Below are 21,848 nucleotides of genomic sequence, written 5' to 3' on the forward strand. Positions count from 1 at the left end.
CGGTGTTGGATTCTTCGCGGGTGAACCCGCGCCTACACAGAGACGGTGCAAGGTTTGAAACCTACGCGGTCCTTGTAGGAGCGGGTTCACCCGCGAATGGGCTGCAAAGCAGCCCCATGCACTCAGTTACCTTTCACGGCGTAATCTGGCCGCTTGTCATTGCCCGGAATGAACGGGCTCCAAGGCTGCGCCCTTAGCGGCTGCTCGGTTTCCCACACCACGCTGAACTGGCCGTCATCCTGAATCTCGCCGATCATCACCGGCTTGTGCAGGTGGTGGTTGGTCTTGTCCATGGTCAGGGTGAAGCCCGACGGCGCCTCGAAGCTCTGCCCGGCCAGTGCTTCGCGGACCTTGTCAACGTCAGTGGACTTGGCTTTCTCGACAGCCTGGGCCCACATGTGGATGCCCACGTAGGTGGCTTCCATGGGGTCGTTGGTCACGGCCTTGTCGGCACCCGGCAGGCCCTTGGCCTTGGCGTAGGCCTTCCAGTCGGCGACGAATTTCTGGTTGACCGGGTTGTCCACCGATTCGAAGTAGTTCCATGCCGCCAGGTGGCCCACCAGCGGTTTGGTATCGATGCCGCGCAGTTCCTCCTCGCCCACCGAGAAGGCCACCACCGGCACGTCGGTGGCCTTCAGGCCCTGGTTGGCCAGTTCCTTGTAGAACGGCACGTTGGAGTCACCGTTGACTGTGGATATGACAGCGGTCTTGCCGCCGGCGGAGAACTTTTTGATGCTGGCGACAATGGTCTGGTAATCAGCGTGGCCAAAGGGCGTGTAAACCTCTTCGATGTCCTTGTCGGCCACGCCTTTGCTGTGCAGGAATGCGCGCAGGATCTTGTTGGTGGTGCGCGGGTAGACGTAATCGGTGCCCAACAGGAAGAAGCGCTTGGCGCTGCCGCCGTCCTCGCTCATCAGGTATTCCACGGCCGGGATGGCCTGCTGGTTCGGGGCGGCGCCCGTGTAGAACACGTTCGGCGACATCTCTTCGCCCTCATACTGCACCGGGTAGAACAGCAGGCCGTTGAGTTCTTCGAACACCGGTAGAACGGACTTGCGCGACACGGAGGTCCAGCAGCCGAACACCACGGCCACTTTGTCCTGGGTCAGCAGTTGGCGGCTCTTTTCAGCGAACAGCGGCCAGTTGGACGCCGGGTCGACCACCACCGGTTCCAGCATCTTGCCGTTCACGCCACCCTTAGCGTTGATCTGCTCGATGGTCATCAGCGCCATGTCCTTGAGCGATGTCTCGGAAATGGCCATGGTCCCGGAAAGCGAATGCAGGATACCGACCTTGATGGTCTCGGCGGCCTGGATACTCCAGCTCAGGCCCATCGCCGCAATCGATGCGCTGAGGGTAAGGGCCTTGATCAGACTGCGACGCTTCATGTGCTCTCTCCGCTGAGTTTTTTATGGTGTTGGGCAAGCGGGGAGGGCGTTGCAAGGGGTGTGCCTAGTGGCAAAAGGTGCGGTTTAGAGGGGCTGTGCGAGGTGTTGGGGCGTTGGTTGGATCCAGGTTGGTGCCTGATGGAATTGTGTGCACAGGATTGGGGCCGCGGTGCGGCCCATCGCGACACAAGGCCGCTCCCACAGGCTGGACTGCCCCCCAAAAGTTGGACAGTTTTAAGCTGCAGCCTGAGCCCTGTACTCCACAGGGCTCAGGCCATTGAGCCTCAGCTTGATGCGATCATGGTTGTAGTAGTGAATGTACTCATCCAGACCCGCTCTCAGCTCATCAATGCTCTCGAAACGCTTCAGGTAGAAAAACTCGGATTTGAGCGTGCCGAAGAAGCTTTCCATGGCCGCGTTGTCCAGGCAATTGCCTTTTCGAGACATGCTCTGCTTTACCCCACATTCGCTTAGCTTACGGCGGTATTGCGCCTGCTGGTAATGCCATCCCTGATCCGAATGCAGCACGAGCTTCGGTTTCTCTCCCAGGCAATCGAGCGCTTTGCCAAGCATGTTCCCAACCAGGCTATAGCACGGGCGGCTGGCCATTTCGTAGGCCACGATTTCGCCGTTGTACAAATCCATCACGGGCGACAGATAGAGCTTCTGTTGAGCTACTTTGAACTCGGTTACGTCAGTCACCCACTTTTGGTTTGGGCGTTGAGCGATAAAATTTCGCTCCAGTACATTCGCTGCCACTTTACCGACGGTACCTCGATAGGAGCGATATTTCTTGGGGCGCACTACTGATTTCAATCCCTGCTCAGCCATCAGCCGTTCAATGACCTTCTTGTTCACCCGCTTTTCCTTCCTGATTACGAGTGCGATACGGCGATAACCATAAAGCCCTTTCTGCTCGTGGTAGACGCGATGCACCAATGCCTTGAGCTCAGCATGCCGATCTGGCTTCTGCTGAGCTTTGAGCTGGTAGTAGAAGGTGCTGCGCGCCAGCTCGACCAGTTGAAGGAGGTCAGGCAAAGGAAATCTGCGCTTGAGTTTGGAAACGATCAGGACTTTTTCCCGCGTGTTCGTTCCTTTTCCTCGCGCAGAGCCTTGAGCTCCTTTAGGACAGCATTCTCCATGCGCAGGTACTCAAGTTCAGCCATCAGCTGATCTCGAGACTTCTGATCATCATTGGTATCGGTGGGTTTGGCAGGCTTGATCTTCTTCGACACGTCGATTGGCTTTCTTGGCTTGATGGCAGTAGAGGGTGCAGGACTGCCACTGTAGTACTGCCGCTGCCAAATGCCTATCTGAGAGGACTGCCCAAGACCAAAGTGGGCAGCGGTCTGGCGCAGCGAAAGCCGATGCTCGTGCATATAGCTAAGCACCTGCTGTTTGAAATCACTGGTATAGCGCCGCCCATGCGAGCCTGGACCAATGCCATTATTGGCCTGATAACTGGCCACCCAGCGTCGAAGCAGGCTGAAATCGATACCTAAGTGTTGAGCCACCTTTCGGAAACCGTTGCTGCCATCCAGGTAGGCTGTGATCGCTGTGAGCTTGAATTGCTCGGTGTACTTACCCATAGATCCCCCAAGGGTTGGATTGGTGTCCAACTTCTTGGGGGCAGTCCAGGCGCCAGCTTTTAGAAATTGAGCAAGACAGTTGCTCCCACATCGGACGGCGTACACCGTGCCTTCGTGGGAGCGGCCTCGTGTCGCGAAAGGGCTGCGACGCAGCCCCCGAGGCCATCAGCCGTTACGCACGGCCGTGCGGGGATGGCGCCTGCTGCGTACGAGCTGGTAGGTCACCGCCAGCACCACAAACCAGATCGGCGTCACCACCAGCGCTGAACGGGTATCCGCTTCCAGGCTCAGCAACACCAGGATGAAAGCGAAGAACGACAGGCACACGTAGCACATGAAGCGCCCGCCCGGCATCTTGTAGTTCGATGCCTGGTGCAGCGCCGCGCGGTCTTTGCGGTACTTCAGGTATGACAGCAGAATCAGCGTCCACACGAACATGAACAGTACCGCCGACACGGTGGTGACCAGGGTGAATGCCTCGACCACGTTCGGCACCAGGTAGATCAGCACCGCACCGAGCAACAGGCAGGTGCACGAGAAGTACAGGCCGTTGGCCGGCACCGAACGGCTCGACAGTTTTTCAAAGGCCTTGGGCGCGTCACCTTCCTGCGACAGGCCGTAGAGCATGCGGCTGGTGGAGAATACGCCGCTGTTGGCCGAGGAGGCTGCCGAGGTCAGCACCACGAAGTTGATGATGCTCGCTGCCGCCGGCAGGCCTGCCAGCACGAACAACTCAACGAATGGGCTCTTGCCTGGCACCACGTCGCGCCACGGGGTCACGGCCATGATCGCGATCAGCGCCAGCACATAGAACACGATGATGCGGATCGGGATCGAATTGATCGCCCGCGGCAGGGTGCGTTCCGGGTTCTTCGCTTCGGCGGCGGTGGTACCCACCAGCTCGATGCCGACGAAGGCGAACACGGCGATCTGGAAACCGGCGAAGAAGCCCATCAGGCCATGGGGGAACATGCCGCCGTCATTCCACAGGTTGGCCAGCTGGGCGGTGCGCCCGCTGGGCGAGGTGAAGCCGGTGATGACCATGTACAGGCCGGTCGCGACCAGACCGAGGATGGCAACGATCTTGACCAGGGCGAACCAGAACTCCATTTCGCCGAACATTTTCACGGTGACCAGGTTCAGCGACAGCAGCAGCCCTACGCAGGTCAGCGCCGGTATCCACTGCGGCAAGTCAGGGAACCAGAACTGCGTATAGGCGGCGATGGCGACCACATCGGCAATGCCGGTGACCACCCAGCAGAACCAGTAGGTCCAGCCAGTAAAGTAGCCGGCCCAGGGGCCGAGCAGGTCGGCGGAAAAGTCGATGAACGATTTGTAGTTCAGGTTCGACAGCAGCAGTTCGCCCATGGCGCGCATGACGAAGAACAGCATGAAGCCGATAATCATGTAGACGAAGATGATCGATGGCCCGGCCAGGCTGATGGTCTTGCCTGAGCCCATGAACAGACCGGTACCGATCGCGCCGCCGATGGCGATCAGCTGGATGTGGCGGTTGGTCAGGTTGCGTTGCAGGTGCGGTTCATCTGTCGCTATGGGTGAGGTTTGCGTCATAGGCTGCATTCCCTTGTAAAGGCCAGTCTTCTTGTCAGAGGTAGCCGGCTAGGCTAACACGCGCGTTCCAGTTCGGGGCGCGACAGATCGACTCTCCATTTGCAGCTCAGCATTTGGCCTGGACCGGCCTCTTCGCGGGTAAACCCGGCCCTACAAAGGCAACGCGGTCCCCTGTAGGAGCGGGTTTACCCGAGAAGAGGCCAGCACAGGCAACACAAGGCTCAAGCGCTGGCCAAGACCCGGCGGCGCCTCACCACCAAACTATCCACTCCCCACATCACCACCATCGACACCCCCACCAGCGGGAACATCACCCCCAGCACCAGCATCACTGCCACTGCCGCCTTCCAGCGTGGCAGGTCATGACGCAAAGGCGGTACGCCCAGGCCGCCTTCAGGCCGGCGCTTCCACCACATCACCAGCCCGCTCACCGAACCCAGCAGGATCATCAGGCACACCAGCAGGATGATGATCTGGTTCAGCGCCCCGAACATCTTGCCTTCGTGCAGCATCACGCCCAGCTCGGTGGCGCGGGCAACCGGGCTGTAGTCCTGCCAGCGCACATCGGCCAGAACCTTGCCGGTGTATTGGTCGACATGCAGGGTGGCGTCGTTGCGCGGGTCGTCGGCGAACACGGCAATGGTGAACACCCCGTCGGCAGTGGTGGGCAGGGTAATGCTGTAGCCCGGCTCGACCTGGCGCGAAGTGGCAATGTCTTCGACCTTTTGCACGCTCACCTGGGGCGCTGCGGGCAGGTCCGACATCATGTGGTGCCCGCCGTGCTCGGCGTGTGCACCGGACTGTGGCATCGGCGTATTTTCCATGGCCCAGGGTACGGTCTGGCGGTGTGCGCTGTTCAGCTCACGCGCCTGCTGGTCCGACGTGGGCACGTCGTTCCACATGGCTGCCGGGAAGCGGTTCCACAAATCAGCGTACTGCTTGCCCCACAAGCCGGTCCAGGTCATGCCGCTGACCAGCATCAACAACAGCAAGGCCGAACCCCAGAAACCGGTTACCGCGTGCAGGTCACGCCAGAACAGCCGGCCGCGTGCCGTCAGCCGCGGCCAAAGCACGCCAGCGCCACTGCGCCCGCGCGGCCACCACAGGTACAGGCCCGATACCACCAGCACGATGCCCCAGCCCGCCGCCAGTTCCACCAGCCGGTCACCGACCGTGCCGACCATCAGCTCGCCATGCAGGGCGCGGGCGATGGCCTGCAGGTTCTGCTTGCCGTCCTGTTCGCCGAGGACCTTGCCGCTGTATGGGTTGACGAACACGTTCAGTTCACGCCCGCCGTCATGCACCACGAACTGCGCACTGCGCGCGGCGTTCAGTGGCGGCAAGTACTGGGCGATGTGGCCCTTTGGGTAGGCCTGGCGCACTTCAGCCAGCATCGTGTCTGCGCCCTGCCGGTGCTGGCCGGCCTCGACCACCATCAGGTCGCGGTACAGCAGCGGGTCGAGCTGGGGCTTGAACAAGTAGATGATCCCGGTGATTGCCAACAGGATCATGAACGGGGCCACGAACAGCCCCGCATAGAAATGCCAACGCCAGGCCAGGTTATAGAAAGAGACGCGTGTTCCTCTCATGGGAACCTCCTTTTTTGACCAGCTGAAAGGCGCAACCGAAGCTGCGCCCGTTGTTGTCAGAAGCTGAAATCGACCTTGGTCCAGAAGGTCCTGCCTGGCTCGTTGACCGGCTGTGGATCTGTAGCCGGGTAGCCGAACCCGGCGTTCCCGGCCAGGTTCAAGTGCTCGGCGTAGGTTTTGTCGAACAGGTTGTCGACCCCTGCGCTGAGCTTGAGGTTGTTGTTCACCTTGTAGGCGCCGTTCAGGGAGAACACGCCGAAGCCGGCGCTCTTGTCATAGTCCTTGCCGACGACGTTCCCTTGGTTTTCGGCAATGCGGTTCTGCGCCGCCACCAGCCGCCACAGTGCGCCGACGCTCCACACATCGCGGCTGTACGTCAGGCCCAGGCGGCTTTCCAGGGGAGGCATTTGAGGTAGCGCCTTGCCGTCACTGCTGTTCTTGCCCCAAGCGTAGGCAAGCGTGGCGTCGGCCTTCCAGTTGTCAGTCAGCTGGTAGGCGGCGCCCAGTTCGCCACCCATGATGCGGGCGTCGATGTTCTGCGCCTGCGAGGTGCTCATGCCCATCATGCCGGTGCGGTAGTCGAACAGGATGTAGTCGCGAATCTGCCCGACATAGCCCGAAGCCCAGGCCTCCAGGCGCTCGGTGCGGTACTGGATGCCGAAGTCGAGCTGGGTGGTTTTCTCTGGCTTGATGCTGTCGAAGGCGTTGGCCGAGCCGGCAGGGCCTTGGTCCGGGGAGAACAGTTCCCAGTAGTCAGGGAACCGTTGAGCATGGCCGAGACCGATGTAGGTGGTGGCGGGCAGCACCGCCAGGTCGTGCTCGTAGCGCAGGAAGCCGCTGGGCAGGGTGTCGGCACGGGTGTTGCCGTTGGTGGCGCTGTCATCGCGGAAGTCCTTGGCCGAGGCGCGGTCCAGGCGGGCGCCGGTGATCAGCCGATCTGTGCCCGTGGCGTACCAGGTCAACTCGCCGAACGCACCGTAGTTGTGGAAGTCGGCGTCCTTGTCCCAAGGCTTGTTCTTGTAGGTGTCGATACCCATGGCATGGCGTTCGCGGTGTTCGTTGGTCTGCGCATCGATGCCGCTGATCAGCTGCACATCAGCCCATCGCCATGTGGCTTTGATACGCGCGCCCATGGTGCGGCGGTCGACGGCGGCGGCCATTGGGCCGGCCATCATGCCGGTGCCTGACGGCGTGCGCAGGCTGTAGTTGTCCATCACATGGTCGGCGTAGTTGTAGTAGACCTGCGCCTCGACTTTGTCGAGCACCTCGCCGAGGTTGGACTTTTCAAAGCGCAGGCCCAGGCTTTCGCGCTTGAACTGCGAGCCGTCCATGCCGCGCCCGGCGTAGCGGGCTTCGCCATCACCCTTGCCGGCCGTCAGTTCCAGCAAGGTGTCCTGGTCGGGTGTCCAGCCGAGGGCGACATCGCCGTTCCACTTGTCCCAGCGCGACGGCACGGTGTCGTTGTTGCCGTCGTGGTAGTCGTCCGAACGTGACTGGTTGCCGACGAAGCGGGCATAGCCCTGACTGTTGCCAGCCGCGGCATCCAGCACCTTGTCGAAGCGGCCGTTGGAGCCGGCCAGCAGGCTTGCGTTGACGCGGCTGCCGAGGGTGCCGAATTTCTCCGGTTCGCGCTCGAAGAGGATGGTGCCGGCCGAGCCGCCGGGCCCCCAGATGACGCTCTGCGGGCCTTTGATCACGGTCAGGCGGTCGTAGGTTTCTGGCGAAATATAGGACGTGGGCGCGTCCATGCGATTGGGGCAGGCGCCAAGCATCAAGCCACCGTTGGTGAGGATGTTCAGGCGCGAGCCGAACATGCCGCGCAGTACCGGGTCGCCGTTGGTACCGCCAGCACGGATTGCCGAGAAGCCGGGGATGGTCTTCAGGTAGTCGGCGCCGTCGCTGGCCGGCACTGGCTGGCGCGGGTCTTTCGGGTTGGTGACCACGGTCAGCGGTGAACTCGGGGCCACGGCGGTGATCACCGTCGGGCTCAGCTCGGGTGCGTCGTGCACATGGCCTTCATGGCCAGGGTCGGCGGCCAGGGCCATGGGTGCGAGCAGCGAACCGCACAGGGCGGCGATGGTCCCACGCAGGGACAAGGCAAAAACAGGGGTGCAGCCGGACATAATGATTCCAGTCGATCAGTCATGAGTTAGCGCGAAGCCTCCTGGCTTCGTGCGCAAAATGTGGTTTCAGACGTTGATCGAAGAAGGCGGGGCGCGGCTGCGCGCACCAGGGAATACAGCCTGCCGGGCATGGCCCTGGTGCGTTGGCGCAAGCAGGTGGCTGGTGGGGACGATGCTGCCGGCGCTGAGCGGGCTGAGGGCCTGGGGCAGGGCCGGGCAGTTGAACAACAGGCTGCAGTAACCGCACTTTTCCCACATCACATGCAGCTGGCCATCGCCGCCGTGGCCGTGATGGGCGTCGCCGCCGTGCTGATGGGCAGCCGCCATCGGCATGTCCATCGGCATGTTCATGCCCGCGTGGTGGTCCATCGGCATCGACTGGGAAATCAGCGGGCCGATGAAGATCATCCACATGGCGAACAGGCTCAGCCATCCGCCACCGGCGCGCCTGAGGTCAGGGCGGGTGGTACGGCCGATGCTGTGGCGCGGCAGGCTCATGGCGCGTGCCTGTCAGCAGGTATCAGTGCGCGTGTTCGTGGGCTTGCGGCTGGTCCGCTGGCGCCTGCTTCTGCACGGCCACTTCGACAGTGATGTCGCCGGCCTTTTCGAAGTGCAGGGTCAACGGGAAGCGTTTGCCGTCGCTGAGCAGGCTACGGTCCTTGGGCTGCATCAGCATCACGTGGTAGGCGCCAGGGGCAAAGGTCAGGTCCTTGCCGGCAGGCACTACCACACTGGGCACCTGTTGCATCTTCATGGCGCCAGTGGCGCTCATGGCATGCTCGTGCAGTTGCGCGTCATCGCTGATGGGGCTGTCGACGCTGAGCAGGCGGTCATCAGCCTGGCCATTGTTGTGCACCACGAAATACGCGGCGACGTTAGGCGCGTTGGGTGGCAATTGCAGCGACCACGGGTGGGCAATGTGCAGGTCACCCACGCTGTATTCGTGGGCATTGGCAAAGGCGCCAGGCAGCAGCAGGGCGGCCATGACGAGGGCGTGCTTGAGCATGGTGAATCTCCGTTTCCGTTCTGGTTCAGGCAGACAGCGTGATGAACTCAGGCTAGCGGAGAGGCACGAGGATTCAGCCCAGGCCAGAGCTGGCGGGGCGTGGGTGTGTACTTGGCAGGTGGCGGCAGCAGCCCGCTGAGCAGTGTCGGCGGGTGGTGCAACTGTGGCGGGTAGCCGGGCAGGGCCAGCAACGGCACGGCACCGGAGCAGCACCAGCAGTTCATCATGCCGGCGCTGTCGTCACTTTGCGGGCCGAGGTCGATCTTGGCCAGGGCCTGAACGTCGACGTTGGCCTTGTTGGCCATGCTGGAACAGAAAGCCCCCCACAGCAGCTGCTCGGCCGGGCCCTTGGGCGCAGCAGAAGACAGCGGCATGGCCAGCAAGTTGAATAGCACTGCAAGGCAGGCTACCCAGGCAATGTGCCGACGTGGGGGCATGGAGAGATCCGGTCAGGAATCGTGGTGGCTATTGTAAGGCGGAGTATAGGTAAAAATGCCGGGGTGCGGTGAAGTGACGCAGGTGGCCTGGTAATGGGGGCTGCTGTGCAGCCCATCGCGACACAAGGCCGCTCCCACAGAATTGCGGCAGCCTCGAATACTGCGCTGTCCTGTGGGAGCGGCCTTGTGTCGCGATAGGGGCGCAAAGCGCCCCCGACACTCTCAAACCTTGTTGCGGCCCATCAACCCGCGCACGGTCTCTTGCAGGTCAGCCGGCAACACCACCACCTTGGCATTGCTGCTGCCCGCCAGGTGCTCCATCGCGCCCACATAGCGTTCGCCCAATAGGTACATCGCCGGTACGGTCTCGTTGCCCACCGCTTCCTTCACCAGCGAAATCGAGCGCGCCGAGGCCTCGGCCAGGCTGATCTGCGCCTCGGCATCCAGCCTGGCCGCCTGCAGGCGCGCCTCTGCTTCGAGGATCGCCGCCTGTTTGGCCCCTTCGGCGCGGGTGACGTCGGCCTTGCGCTCACGCTCGGCTGCGGCCTGGCGTTCCATGGCCAACTGCATGTTTTCCGAAGGTTTGATGTCTTGAATTTCCACCGAGCGCACGGTCACGCCCCAGTCTTCGGTCTGCTCGGACATTGCATCGCGCAGACGGGCCTTGATCTGCTCGCGGCTGGACAGCGCCTCGTCGAGGTCCATTGCACCGACGATGGCGCGCAGCGAGGTCATGGTCAGGCTGGTGACGGCGAACGAGAAGTCCTGCACGCCATACGAGGCTTTCTGCGGGTCGACTACCTTGGCGAAACACAGGGCGTTGGCGACGATTACCGCGTTGTCCTTGGTGATGATTTCCTGCTGCTGCACATCGAGGATGATGTCCTTGGTCGGCAGGCGGTAGGCGACCACGTCCATGTAGGGGATGACAATGTTCAGGCCCGGCTTGAGGGTGCTGTGGTAGCGACCCAGGCGTTCGACGATCCACTCCTCGCCCTGGGGCACGATGCGCACCCCCTTGAACACGGTGATCAGGACGAACAGGGCAATGGCGCCGACGACGATGAGGCTGGTCATGCTGCAAAATTCCTTTTAATGCGGATTCAGGCCCGGATAACGCGGGCGGTGTTCCCCTCGATGGCGGTCAGGCGTACCCGCTCGCCGGCGGCGATCTGGCTATCGGCGATGCAGGTCCATTCTTCGTTGCCGAGGATCGGCTTCTGGAAGCGTACGCGGCCTTTCTGGAACTCCGACACGGGAGCGGTCAGCAGGCCCACTTCGCCGATCACGCTGTCGGCGGTCCAGCGCACATCCGGCTGCTTGCGCCGGAACACTTTGAACCACAGCACAGTGGTGGCCGACGACAGCAGTACCCACAGCAGGACCTGCATGTCCAGTTGCAGGCTGGGTGCGGCGAGCGAGATAAGCGAGACCAGCACGGCGCCGATGCCGAACCAGAGTATGAAGAACGTTGGGAGGACCAGTTCAAGCAGGATCAGCGCGATGCCGAAGACCAGCCAGATCCACCATTGCATTTCCATATGGGGGAAACCTTCCGGGGGAGGGGCGTCGAGTTTAAGGCAGCAGAGCGGCAACGGGCCACTGGGTTAGTTGGAAGAAAAGTCTGAAACCGTTGTAGGAGTGCCTGTGTGTGGCGAAAGGGCAGCGCCTAGAGGGCGAGTGCTGTTGCCAGGTCCGCCAGTGAGTCGAATGCCCGGTCCACCTCCGGCAGTGCCGGACGTTTCAGGACAAGCACCGGCACGCCAAGCTCCCGCGCTACCTCCAGCTTCGGCTCGGTCGCCACACTGCCGCTGTTCTTGCTGATCAGCACATCGATGTGGCGGCGCTGGAACAACGCCCGCTCATCTTCGATATGGAACGGCCCACGTGCGCCAATCACTTCACAGCGCTCGTTGCCAGGGCACGCCTCCAGCGCACGCAAGGTCCAGAACTGCTCTGGCGGAATCTCGTCCAGGTGCTGCAGCGGCTCGCGTCCTAGCGTGAACAGTGGTCTGCGGAACGGCTTCAGTGCTTCGATCAACCCTGCCCAATCCTCGACTTCTCGCCAGTCGTCCCCTGCTTGCGCCTGCCAGGCGGGGCGACGCAAGGCCCAGCACGGGATGCCGGCGTTGCGTGCGGCGCTGGCGGCATTGCGGCTGATTTGCGCGGCATAGGGATGGGTGGCGTCGATCAGCAGGGTGATACCCGCCTCGCGCAGGTAGCGGGTCAGGCCCTCGACACCGCCATAGCCCCCGACCCGCACCTGGCATTGCAAGCCCTGCGGCACGCGGCCGATACCGGCCAGGCTGTAGACATGTCGAGGCCCGAGTTGGCGGGCCATCGCCAGGGCTTCAGTGACCCCCCCCAGCAACAGGATGCGCGCAGTCATTGCACACCCGCCTGGCCGACGATGCCGCCTTGGCGGTCGATGGCGAACACCTCCACGTGCACCTGCGCCGGCACGACGCTACGGGCGAAGGCCAGGGCGTGGGCACACACCGCGTCACCCAGGGCAATGCCGGCCGCATGAGCCAGGGCGAGCGCTTGCTGGCTGGTGTTGGCGCCGCTGATGGCAGCCTGCAACGCCTCGTCAGCGCCAATGTCTGCGGCCCAACCTGCCAGTTGCGGCAAGTCGATGCTGGAGTGACGACTGTGCAGGTCCATGTGCCCGGCGGCCAGTTTGCTGATCTTGCCGAAGCCGCCGCACAGGGTCAGGCGCGGCACCGGTACCTTGCGCAGGTGCTTGAGCACCGCGCCGACGAAATCGCCCATTTCGATCAGGGCGATTTCCGGCAGACCGTAGACGCGGCGCATGGTGTCTTCGCTGGCGTTGCCGGTGCACGCGGCTATGTGCGTGTAGCCGTTGGTGTGGGCCACGTCGATGCCTTGGTGGATCGAGGCAATGTAGGCCGCGCAAGAGAACGGCCGGACGATGCCGCTGGTGCCGAGGATCGACAGCCCGCCGAGGATGCCCAGACGCGGGTTCATGGTTTTCAGGGCCAGTTGCTCACCACCTTGCACATTGACCGTGACCTCGAAGCCGCCAAGGTAGCCGCACGCGTCGGCCAGGCGTTGCAGGTGTTCACTGATCATGCGCCGAGGCACCGGGTTGATGGCCGGTTCACCCACCGCCAGCACCAGCCCCGGGCGTGTCACCGTGCCCACGCCGCTGCCAGCGACAAAACCAATGCCAGGTTCCGCCAGCAGGCGCACCTGGCTATAGAGCAGGGCACCGTGGGTCACGTCCGGGTCGTCACCCGCATCCTTGAGGGTGCCGGCTTCGGCGCACTCGCCGATCAGGCGGCAGAATTCCAGGCGCATCTGCACGACCTTGCCTTTGGGCAAGGTGATGTCCACCGCATCATCACGCTGCCCGGTGAGCAGCAGCTTGGCCGCTGCCAGGCTGGTGGCGGTGGCGCAGCTGCCGGTGGTAAGGCCGCTGCGCAGAGGCGCGGGCTGTTCGCGGGTTTCTTCACGCATCGGCGGGTTTCAGTACTTCCAGAAGGGTGATCGGCAGCGCCTGGCGCCAGGTGTCGAACGCACCCAAGGGCTGGGCATGAGCGACATGGATACGGGTCAGCTCACCACCGTGCTGTTCGCGAAAGTGCGCCAGGGCCAGTTCGCTTTGCAGGGTGACGGCGTTGGCCACCAGGCGGCCGCCGGGACGCAGGCTTGCCCAGCACAGGTCCAGTACACCTGCGCGGGTAACGCCGCCTCCGATGAAGATTGCATCCGGTTGTTCCAGGCCTTGCAGCGCCGCTGGCGCCTTGCCGCGAATCAGTTGCAGGCCGGGTACACCCAGTGCATCGCGGTTGTGCTCGATCAAACCCTGGCGACCTTCGTCGGCCTCGATGGCCAGGGCGCGGCATGCCGGGTGGGCGCGCATCCATTCGATGCCGATCGAGCCGCAGCCCGCACCGACATCCCACAAAAGTTCGCCGGGTTGCGGTGCCAGGCGCGCCAGGGTGATGGCGCGGACATCGCGCTTGGTCAACTGGCCATCGTGCCGGTATGCGGCGTCTGGCAGCCCGGCCAGCCGGTGCAGGCGGGGCGCATCGGGCGTAGCCAGGCATTCGATGGCGACCAGGTTGAGCGCCGCGATACCGGTGTGCGGCCAGTCCTGGGCGGTGCCGGCCAGTGCACGTTCGTCCACGCCCCCCAAGTGCTCGAACACCTGCAGGCGGCTTGGGCCGAAGCCTTGCCCGCGCAGCTGCGCGGCAATTGCCGCCGGGCTGTCGCCATCGTTGCTCAGCACCAGCAGGCGCATGCCGCTGTGCAAGTGGGCATTGAGCGCTGCCAGGGGGCGGGCCACCAGCGACACCACCTGCAGGTCCTGCAGCGGCCAGCCCAGGCGGGCAGCGGCCAGGGCGCAGGAAGAGGGCATCGACAGCACGCGCATTTCTGCAGCAGGCACCTGGCGCGCCAGGCTGGCACCGACGCCGTAGAACATAGGGTCACCGCTGGCCAGCACGCACACCGGCTCGCCGCGCAGGTTCAACACCGGGGCCAACGAGAACGGGCTGGGCCAGGCCAGCTGTTCCGCGGTCACGCAACGTGGCAGCAAGGCCAGCTGGCGTGGGCTGCCGAAGACCCGCCCAGCGCCCAGCAGGGCGCGCCGGGCCTGTTTGCCCAGGCCGCTGAAGCCGTCTTCGCCGATGCCTACTACTGTCAGCCAGGGTGTCATGTATTTCGATCCGCCATTTTTGGGGCCGCTTCGCGCCCCTTCGCGGGCAAGCCCGCTCCTACAGATACAGGGCAGCCTGTGCAGCCTGCAGTGATCCTGTGGAAGCGGGCGAGCCCGCGAAGAAGGCGACGCGGTCCTGAATTTCTACTTAATCGCCGAGGATGCTCGACCACCGGCTTTTCATGCCGCCGGACAAAGCAGGCATAATACCGCGCCTTCTACACTCAAGCGCATTTTCACAGACTGCCGGATGCCCCTTTGACGCAGGCCCATGCCCCCCACGTATCGCCCCGCCCCTCGGCCTGCCCGGGGTTGTGGCGCATTGTCAGTGCCCGTGATGGCGGTATCTGCCGCATCAAGCTGCCGGGTGGCCTGCTGCTGGCCGAGCAGGCTGAAGCCGTGGCGGCGGCGGCGGAGCGTTTTGCTGGCGGCGTGATCGAGGCCACCAACCGTGGCAACCTGCAGATTCGCGGCATTGGCAGCGAGCATCGCGCTTTGGTCGAGGCACTGCTCGCAGCCGGCCTGGGACCACGCGATGCCGCGGGTGACGATGTGCGCAACGTGATGCTCAGCCCGCTGGCCGGGCATGACCCGCTCATGCTGCTGGACGCCCGGCCGCTGGCCGGGCAGATCCTCGACCTGTTGGAAGGCACCCCGCGCTTTCACCAGCTGTCGGCCAAGTTCGCTGTGCAGCTGGATGCCGGCGAGCGCCTGGCGATGCTCGAACACCCCCATGACCTGTGGCTGTCGCCCCTGCACCTGGATCAGCAGACCTGGCTGGCATTTGGCCTGGCAGGTTGCCCGGCAGAGGGCCAGGCGCTCGGTGCGGTGCCGCTGGCGCAGGGCCTGATGCTGGTGCGCGCCGTGCTGGAGCGCTTCCTCGATCTGGCATCCCCGACGCATACGCGCATGCGCCAGCTGCTTGAGGTGTACCCGCCAGCTGATTTTGTCGCTGGGCTCGGCCTGGACATCCGCCGCGATGCCGCCGTGCTCACGTGGCGGCGTGAACAGCACCGCGCCTCGTGGTTGGGCAGGTTGCCCCAGGCGCAGGGCGTTGCCCTTGGCGTTACCCCGCCGCAAGGCCGCCTGACCCCCGCGATGCTGCGTGGCGCCGCACGTATTGCCCGTGAACTGGGCGATGCCAGCATGCGCCTTAGCCCCTGGCAAAGCCTGGTGCTGACCAACCTGCAAACGCAGCACATCGATCAGGCCCTGGCCGAACTGTCTGCGCTGGGGTTGCTGTGCCACGACCGCGAACCCCTGGCGCGTATCAGCGCCTGCACCGGTGCCAGCGGCTGCGCCAAGGCCCTTGCCGAGACCAAGGCTGACGCCGTTGTCCTGGCCGCGCTGCTGGGCCCTGGCGTGCCGGCCAGCGTGCACCTGTCCGGCTGCCCCCGTTCCTGTGCTGTGGCCCATGTTGCCCCGGCCACCTTGCTGGCCCGTTCGCCGGGCCGTTACGACTTGTACCTGCGTGATGCGCGCCAGCCGGGTTTCGGTGCCCTGCGCGCCACCGACCTTACCTTGAATGAAGCAGGCGCCATGCTCGACCTGCCGACGGAGCACCTTGATGATTGACTACATCCGCGATGGTCAGGAGATCTATCGCAACTCCTTCCGGATCATCCGTGAGGAAGCCCGACTCGAGCGGATCCCCGCAGACCTTGAAAAGCTCGCCGTGCGTGTGATCCACGCGTGTGGCATGGTCGACGCCATCGATGGCCTGCAGTTCTCAGACGGTGCCGGCCGGGCCGGGCGCGAGGCGCTGCTCAACGGCGCGCCGATCCTCTGCGATGCGCACATGGTGGCCGAAGGGATCACCCGGGCGCGCTTGCCAGCTGACAACAAAGTCATCTGCACCCTGCGTGACCCCAGCGTGCCGGGCCTGGCCAAAGACGCCGGCAACACACGCTCCGCCGTAGCCCTGGAGCTGTGGCGCCCTTACCTGGAGGGCAGCGTGGTGGTCATCGGCAATGCCCCTACCGCGTTGTTCTACCTGTTGGAGATGCTCGATGCCGGTGCGCCCAAGCCGGCGCTGATCCTCGGGTTCCCGGTCGGTTTCGTCGGCGCTGCCGAGTCCAAGGCCATGCTCGCCGCCGACAGCCGTGGCGTGCCGTTCGTGATCATGCAAGGCCGCCTGGGCGGCAGCGCGATGGCCGCCGCGGCGGTCAACGCCCTGGCCACGGAGGTGGAATGATGGCCCCGCGCGGACGACTGCTTGGCCTGGGCGTGGGCCCTGGCGATCCTGAACTGATTACCCTCAAAGCCCTGCGCCTGTTGCGTGAGGCGCCGGTGGTCGGCTACTTCGTGGCCAAGGGCAAGCGTGGCAATGCCTTCGGCATTATCGAGGCGCACCTGCAGCCCGAGCAGACCCTGCTGCCGCTGGTCTACCCGGTCACCACCGAAGTGCTGCCGGCGCCGCTGTCCTATGAGCAAGTGATCAGCGACTTCTACGACGCAGCCAGCGTACAGGTGGCCGAGCACCTGGATGCCGGCCGCGACGTGGCGGTGATTTGCGAAGGCGACCCGTTCTTCTATGGCTCCTACATGTACTTGCATGACCGCCTGGCGCAGCGCTACGAGGCAGAAGTGATTCCCGGTGTCTGCTCCATGCTCGGTGGCGCTTCGGTGCTGGGGGCGCCGCTGGTGTACCGCAACCAGAGCCTGTCGGTGTTGTCCGGGGTGTTGCCCGCTGAAGAGCTCAAGCGCCGTCTGGCCGACGCCGATGCAGCGGTGATCATGAAACTTGGGCGCAACTTCCCCAAGGTGCGCGAAGTGCTGGCCGACCTGGGCCTGGATGGGCGTGCGCTGTATGTGGAACGGGCGACCATGGCCAACCAGAAGATCGTGCCGCTGGACCAGGTCGACCCGCAGTCGTCGCCGTACTTCTCGCTGATCATCGTGCCGGGGGAAAAATGGCAGGGCTGAACATGCACAGGGCACCGGCCATCGTCATTCTCGGCCCGGGCAGCCTGGCGACGGCGCAGCGTATCCAGGCCTGTTATCCGCAGGCCACGATCCATGGCCTCGAGGGGCGTGTCGAGGGTGCAGACCAGTCGTACGTGTCGTTCGGCTATACCCTGCGCGGGTTGTACCAGCAAGATACGCCGATCATTGCGTTGTGCGCCGCGGGTATCGTTATCCGTAGCCTGGCCGCTCTGCTCTGCGAGAAGGGCAGCGAGCCGCCGGTACTGGCCGTGGCCGAGGATGGTAGCGCGGTAGTGCCGTTGCTCGGAGGCCTCGGTGGGGTGAACGTGATGGCGCGGGAAATCGCTGATGCGCTGGGCGTTTCCGCGGCCATCACCACCAGTGGCGAGCTGCGCTTCGGTACTTGCCTGCTGAACCCGCCGCAGGGCTATGCATTGGCCGATATCGAGCAAGGCAAGCGCTTTGTATCCGACCTGCTGGCAGGTGAGTCCGTGCGTATCGAAGGTAGCGCACCGTGGCTGCAGCTGGCGCAGTTGCCCGCCAGCGAGACGGCGCAGCGCACCATCCATGTGGGGCATCAGGCGCGTCCAGCCAACCGCGACGAGCTGCTGATCCACCCGCGCCAGGTGGTCGTGGGCGTTGCAGGTGGCAATCTGCACAGTATTCGCGCAGCACTGCAGCAGGCCGGCATCGCCGAGCCCTCGGTAGCCTGCGTGCTGGCCGACGAGGCAACCATGGCCGACAGCGCCCTGCACGAAGCTGCGCAGGCCCTGGGGGTCCCCTTGCGCTTTGCCACCGGCCCTGGCGATGTGGCCAGCATGGTCGCTGCGGCGGTGCCCGATGCCGAGTTGATAGCGCTTGAAGAAGTCGTGGTCGCGGTGGCGCCTGCCCCGGTCGACGTAGTGCAGGTCGGCCGCCGTCGCGGTCGCCTGGCGGTCATCGGCCTTGGCCCAGGTGCGGCGGAACTGATGGTGCCGGCGGTCAAGGCCGAACTGGCGCAGGCCGAAGATGTGCTCGGTTACGAAACCTACGTGCGCATGGCTGGCCCGTTCCGCGACGACCAGGTGCTGCACTGCACCGACAACCGCGAAGAGATGCAGCGCGCCCGACATGCCTTCGAACTGGCGGCCCAAGGCCGTTCGGTGGTGGTGGTGTCGTCAGGTGACCCGGGCGTTTTCGCCATGGCCGCTGCGGTGCTCGAAGCATTGCACGAATCCAGTGACCCTGCCTGGCATCGCGTCGACCTGCAGATCTTGCCGGGGGTTTCAGCCTCGCTGGCAACCGCCGCCCAGGCAGGTGCACCGCTGGGGCATGACTTCTGCGTGATGTCGCTGTCGGACAACCTCAAGCCCTGGTCGATCATTGAAAAGCGCCTGGACCTGGCTGCCCAGGCCGACCTGGTGCTGGCCTTCTACAACCCGATCTCCAAGGCCAGGCCGCACCAGCTCGGTGTCGCCCTGGAGGTTGTGCGCCGCCACCGTGACGGGAACACGCCTGTAGTCCTTGGCCGTGACATCGGTAGGCCGGGGCAGACACTGAAGGTAGTCACCCTGGCCGAACTGCTGCCAGAAATGGTCGACATGCGCACCATGGTGTTGGTTGGGTCTTCCACTACCTGCACTTTCGACCGCGCAGCGGGTGGGGTTTGGGTCTATACCCCGCGCTGGTATGGCGCAAAGCCGTAAGCGGCGGCAGCGCGGGCAGATGAGGAACTGCTTCGTGGCAGATTGAGGTAAAGGTCACAGGTAGGTTTGCGGCTGGAGCTATTTGGCTCCAACCGTACCCTTCCTGGAGAGCTTTCCCATGACGACCGATAAAGAGAAGCTGCAGCTTCAGGTTCTGCCGGACAAGAATCTGTTCGTGTTCCCCGACCTGATGGGTGAGCAAAACCGCGATGCTGCAAAGGCTTGTCATGCCCTGGCCACGCAAGGTGCCAACAAGCAGCATGACCCTATCCGTGAAACGCAACTCTGGTTCAAACACTACATCTACCTGATGTCGAAGATGGGCTGGGCGCCGACCAATGTCGATGTACAGCAGGTCACTGAACGCAATATGCGCCTTGAGATCAGCAACTTGCTGGGCAAGGGCCTGCAGGCGGCATATGGCGTTTTCACTGGCGATGTGGCAACCGCCCTGGACAATCTCGGCAAAACGGTTGTTTCAGCCTTGGCCGCCAGCACCAAAAACGTCGAGTTGCTCGACCGCAAGTCGGTCGAAGATGACCGAACCGGGCTGAGCCTTGCCAAGTGCGAGCAAACGGACGGCGGCCAAGTGGCGATGCTGGTCAGTGCGATCCAGACCGACGCCAAGCCTGACAAGGCTGCCAACTATCTGCTGGTCAAGTGGGAAAGCAACGGTACTTCCAACTTTGCTTGTGGTGCGGTGTTGAATTTCGATAAGCGCCAATACGACAAAGTTCGCGCCATTGTAGAAACCAAACTTGACGACAATGCCCTGCAGGTCCTGCTGGCACTGGAACTCTGACGATGAAGTTGGCCTGTCGACACGGCGTCGACGGGCCTGGAGGGCATACTGATGCACGCCAATTACACGTTGTGGTTGAACGGCAATAGCCTGGTATTGATCGACAACAATGTCAGTGCTTCACGCGCAGAAGCACTGTTGGATGTTCAGCTGGCAGCCTACCTGACCGCTAGCAAGGGGCACGCCCTTCAGGACGCTGGGTGGCACAAGGAATATCTGCGAATTCAGGGTAACTTCGGCTGCACTGTCGCGACCTTGCATTCCGGCGCTGTGCCTGCTGCACCCGCAGTGGCCTGTGAACCGTGGAGCATGTTGCGGGCCAAGCTCTTGGCAGGTGTGCCCAGCGCCCTGCAGGGGTCGGTAGCCACATGCCTCGACGCCTATTCCGCCCAACCCGACGGTGCCATAGAACAGTTGTTATGGGCCGAATGTGTTCGGCCCCCGGACGATAAAGGCATGAGCCATGTACGTATGGAGTTGCGCCTGATACTGGCCAATTCAGACGTCCTCAGTACCGAGTTGGGCTTTAGCACAGCAGAGAACCTGGCGACGGATTGGCTGTGGCAGCCGCTGAAACTTGCAAGTGCCCATGCCACTCAGCAGTTCGATGCCAGTTATTTCACCCATGAAAAGGTGATCAGTTCGATAAGTGCAGGCTTGCATGACGCTATCAAGGTCAAGCAATTGCAGTACCGCAGCCAGGTAAAACTTGCGACATCATCAGGAGTCGACAATGAGTGAATTCAATCTAAATGCCGCCAGTGGCAAACTCGTCCACAGCAGCCTGCTGTCATTCTTGCCAGGTGTTAGCCGCGAAGCCCGTGACGATATCCTGTTGGCCAATGCGTTTGCCCAGCAAGTTGCCTGGGGGGACTATAACGAAGGCCTGGAGCCGGACTGGTTCAGGAACTACTGGCGTAACCTCGCGTTTCTGGGCTTTGATGGCAAGCTCGCGCCTACTGCGACTCGACCGGGGCCGGACAGGTCCAGCCTTGCCGAGCAGGCGCTTGCCCAGGTTCGTCAGAAAGGCTCCGCCGGTCATTATCAATCTGCCCAGTCGTCGCTTCAGGCACTGCGTAATCACAGCCAGACCTTGACCGCGTTTGAATCCCGGGCAGTCTCGAAAGCTGTTGGACGTTTTCAGTTGCTGCCTTGCTCTCAGCAGTCGAGCGGCTTCATCGACATGGTATTGGTCCACATGGAAATGTCGGTGAAAAAGACCGCCAAGGACTTCCTGTTCATGCAGTTGAGCAGTGAAGTAAAAATCCTGGACATGCGTGTCGAAGTGATCCACTTCAACTTGCAGGGGTTCCGCGAAGACTACCGCAAGCGGGCCCAGGCCAGTGTCGACAAGCAAAATGGCAAGGCGATCCTTGAGCTGCAATTGTAGGCGCCCGGCTTGGAAAGCTCAGGGCAGCAGGTAACCGCGAATCCCGGTAAAGATGATCTGTGCTGCCAGGGCACAGACGAATAGCCCCATCAGGCGGCTGACGATTTGCAAACCCTGGTCACCGAGCAGGCGCTCGATACGGTGCGATAGATACAGCACCAGGCCTACGGTAAAGCTGGCCAGGGCAATGCTGACGATGGCCAGCAGTTTTTCATCCCAGTGCGGCTGGCTTACCCCCATCACCAACAGGGCACCGATGGTACCGGGGCCAACGGTCAGCGGAATGGTCAGCGGTACGATGGTCACATCCTGCTGCACGTTGTCGGCCTGTACCGCCGGCTTGCCCTGGGCCATGCCCAGGGCTGAAATGAACAGCACGCTGCCGGCACCGATGCGAAAGGCATCGGCGGTGATGCCGAAAATTCCGAAGATCGCCCGCCCGAACAGGTACAGCATCACGCTGGCGACCAAGGCTGCGAACGCGACCTTCCAGGCCAGTTGCTTGCGCTCCTTGCTGGAGTGGCCGCGGGTCAGGCTGATGAAACACGACAGCACGAAGAACGGGCTGTAGAGCACGAGCATTTTCAGGTAGACGCTGAACAACTCATGGAGCATGAGCAGTGTTCCTTGGGTTTATGCCGGCGCGGCCTTGTGTTGC

Annotated in this window: 21 protein-coding genes; 7 read left to right on the plus strand and 14 right to left on the minus strand. The window is 63.1% G+C overall.

All coding sequences use genetic code 11. The features are described from left to right. Positions 1 to 122: 122 nt before the first annotated feature. From urtA to AA098_RS02935, 13 genes are all read right to left on the minus strand, one after another. Complete coding sequence (gene urtA / locus AA098_RS02870) at positions 123 to 1,388, minus strand: urea ABC transporter substrate-binding protein (protein ID WP_003249642.1); 1,266 nt, start codon at positions 1,386 to 1,388, stop codon at positions 123 to 125. 234 nt (positions 1,389 to 1,622) lie between these two features. Next, positions 1,623 to 2,977 (minus strand): IS3 family transposase gene (locus AA098_RS27835; RefSeq protein WP_085983016.1). Its coding sequence is split into 2 segments (ribosomal slippage): positions 1,623 to 2,501 and positions 2,504 to 2,977, totalling 1,353 coding nucleotides; the frame shifts between segments, so codons are not numbered across the junction. 165 nt (positions 2,978 to 3,142) lie between these two features. After that, positions 3,143 to 4,549: a D-serine/D-alanine/glycine transporter gene (gene cycA / locus AA098_RS02885; RefSeq protein WP_003249645.1), complete on the minus strand. Its 1,407-nt coding sequence runs from the start codon at positions 4,547 to 4,549 to the stop codon at positions 3,143 to 3,145. Positions 4,550 to 4,770: 221 nt separating this feature from the next. Next, positions 4,771 to 6,138, minus strand: coding sequence for a PepSY domain-containing protein (locus tag AA098_RS02890; protein ID WP_064613813.1), 1,368 nt, complete (start codon positions 6,136 to 6,138; stop codon positions 4,771 to 4,773). Positions 6,139 to 6,194: 56 nt separating this feature from the next. After that, entirely contained in the window at positions 6,195 to 8,261 is a 2,067-nt protein-coding gene (locus AA098_RS02895) for a TonB-dependent copper receptor (RefSeq protein WP_064613814.1), read from the minus strand. A gap of 66 nt (positions 8,262 to 8,327) precedes the next feature. Continuing rightward, entirely contained in the window at positions 8,328 to 8,759 is a 432-nt protein-coding gene (locus AA098_RS02900; protein WP_003249651.1) for a DUF2946 domain-containing protein, read from the minus strand. Between the two features lie 22 nt (positions 8,760 to 8,781). Further along, the gene (locus AA098_RS02905; RefSeq protein WP_003249653.1) at positions 8,782 to 9,267 is read right to left on the minus strand and encodes a copper chaperone PCu(A)C; all 486 of its coding nucleotides are present in this window, start codon (positions 9,265 to 9,267) and stop codon (positions 8,782 to 8,784) included. 47 nt (positions 9,268 to 9,314) lie between these two features. Next, a complete protein-coding gene (locus AA098_RS02910; RefSeq protein WP_003249655.1) occupies positions 9,315 to 9,704 on the minus strand; it encodes a DUF2946 domain-containing protein in 390 nt (129 codons plus the stop codon). 222 nt (positions 9,705 to 9,926) lie between these two features. Beyond that, the gene (locus AA098_RS02915) at positions 9,927 to 10,781 is read right to left on the minus strand and encodes an SPFH domain-containing protein (protein WP_003249658.1); all 855 of its coding nucleotides are present in this window, start codon (positions 10,779 to 10,781) and stop codon (positions 9,927 to 9,929) included. A gap of 26 nt (positions 10,782 to 10,807) precedes the next feature. Then, positions 10,808 to 11,245, minus strand: coding sequence for an NfeD family protein (locus AA098_RS02920; protein WP_003249659.1), 438 nt, complete (start codon positions 11,243 to 11,245; stop codon positions 10,808 to 10,810). Between the two features lie 128 nt (positions 11,246 to 11,373). After that, complete coding sequence (locus tag AA098_RS02925; RefSeq protein WP_003249661.1) at positions 11,374 to 12,093, minus strand: cobalt-precorrin-6A reductase; 720 nt, start codon at positions 12,091 to 12,093, stop codon at positions 11,374 to 11,376. Continuing rightward, entirely contained in the window at positions 12,090 to 13,184 is a 1,095-nt protein-coding gene (locus tag AA098_RS02930) for a cobalt-precorrin-5B (C(1))-methyltransferase (RefSeq protein ID WP_004577047.1), read from the minus strand. Before AA098_RS02930 ends, AA098_RS02925 begins: the two co-directional genes overlap by 4 nt. After that, positions 13,177 to 14,388, minus strand: coding sequence for a bifunctional cobalt-precorrin-7 (C(5))-methyltransferase/cobalt-precorrin-6B (C(15))-methyltransferase (locus tag AA098_RS02935; protein WP_064613815.1), 1,212 nt, complete (start codon positions 14,386 to 14,388; stop codon positions 13,177 to 13,179). Before AA098_RS02935 ends, AA098_RS02930 begins: the two co-directional genes overlap by 8 nt. A gap of 243 nt (positions 14,389 to 14,631) precedes the next feature. On the opposite strand from AA098_RS02935, the gene cobG reads away from it, so the two are divergent. The 7 genes from cobG (at position 14,632) to AA098_RS02970 (ending at position 21,190) form a co-directional block, all read left to right on the plus strand. Further along, positions 14,632 to 15,963, plus strand: coding sequence for a precorrin-3B synthase (gene cobG / locus AA098_RS02940; protein ID WP_082916837.1), 1,332 nt, complete (start codon positions 14,632 to 14,634; stop codon positions 15,961 to 15,963). Further along, a complete protein-coding gene (locus tag AA098_RS02945; RefSeq protein ID WP_003249670.1) occupies positions 15,956 to 16,582 on the plus strand; it encodes a precorrin-8X methylmutase in 627 nt (208 codons plus the stop codon). Before cobG ends, AA098_RS02945 begins: the two co-directional genes overlap by 8 nt. Beyond that, complete coding sequence (locus AA098_RS02950; protein WP_176393456.1) at positions 16,579 to 17,313, plus strand: precorrin-2 C(20)-methyltransferase; 735 nt, start codon at positions 16,579 to 16,581, stop codon at positions 17,311 to 17,313. The genes AA098_RS02945 and AA098_RS02950 overlap by 4 nt, the downstream gene beginning before the upstream one ends. After that, complete coding sequence (gene cobJ, locus AA098_RS02955) at positions 17,301 to 18,998, plus strand: precorrin-3B C(17)-methyltransferase (RefSeq protein WP_064613817.1); 1,698 nt, start codon at positions 17,301 to 17,303, stop codon at positions 18,996 to 18,998. Before AA098_RS02950 ends, cobJ begins: the two co-directional genes overlap by 13 nt. Before the next feature lie 118 nt (positions 18,999 to 19,116). Then, positions 19,117 to 19,800 (plus strand): hypothetical protein, encoded by a 684-nt coding sequence (locus AA098_RS02960; RefSeq protein WP_003249674.1) that lies wholly within the window; start codon positions 19,117 to 19,119, stop codon positions 19,798 to 19,800. A gap of 51 nt (positions 19,801 to 19,851) precedes the next feature. Next, positions 19,852 to 20,541: a hypothetical protein gene (locus AA098_RS02965; RefSeq protein WP_064613818.1), complete on the plus strand. Its 690-nt coding sequence runs from the start codon at positions 19,852 to 19,854 to the stop codon at positions 20,539 to 20,541. Continuing rightward, entirely contained in the window at positions 20,534 to 21,190 is a 657-nt protein-coding gene (locus tag AA098_RS02970; RefSeq protein WP_003249679.1) for a hypothetical protein, read from the plus strand. The genes AA098_RS02965 and AA098_RS02970 overlap by 8 nt, the downstream gene beginning before the upstream one ends. Positions 21,191 to 21,208: 18 nt before the next feature. Here AA098_RS02970 and AA098_RS02975 read toward each other — a convergent pair whose 3' ends face one another. Continuing rightward, the gene (locus AA098_RS02975) at positions 21,209 to 21,805 is read right to left on the minus strand and encodes a MarC family protein (RefSeq protein WP_003249681.1); all 597 of its coding nucleotides are present in this window, start codon (positions 21,803 to 21,805) and stop codon (positions 21,209 to 21,211) included. Between the last annotated feature and the right edge of the window lie 43 nt (positions 21,806 to 21,848).

This window comes from Pseudomonas sp. JY-Q, assembly GCF_001655295.1.
GTDB classification, from domain to species: domain Bacteria; phylum Pseudomonadota; class Gammaproteobacteria; order Pseudomonadales; family Pseudomonadaceae; genus Aquipseudomonas; species Aquipseudomonas alloputida.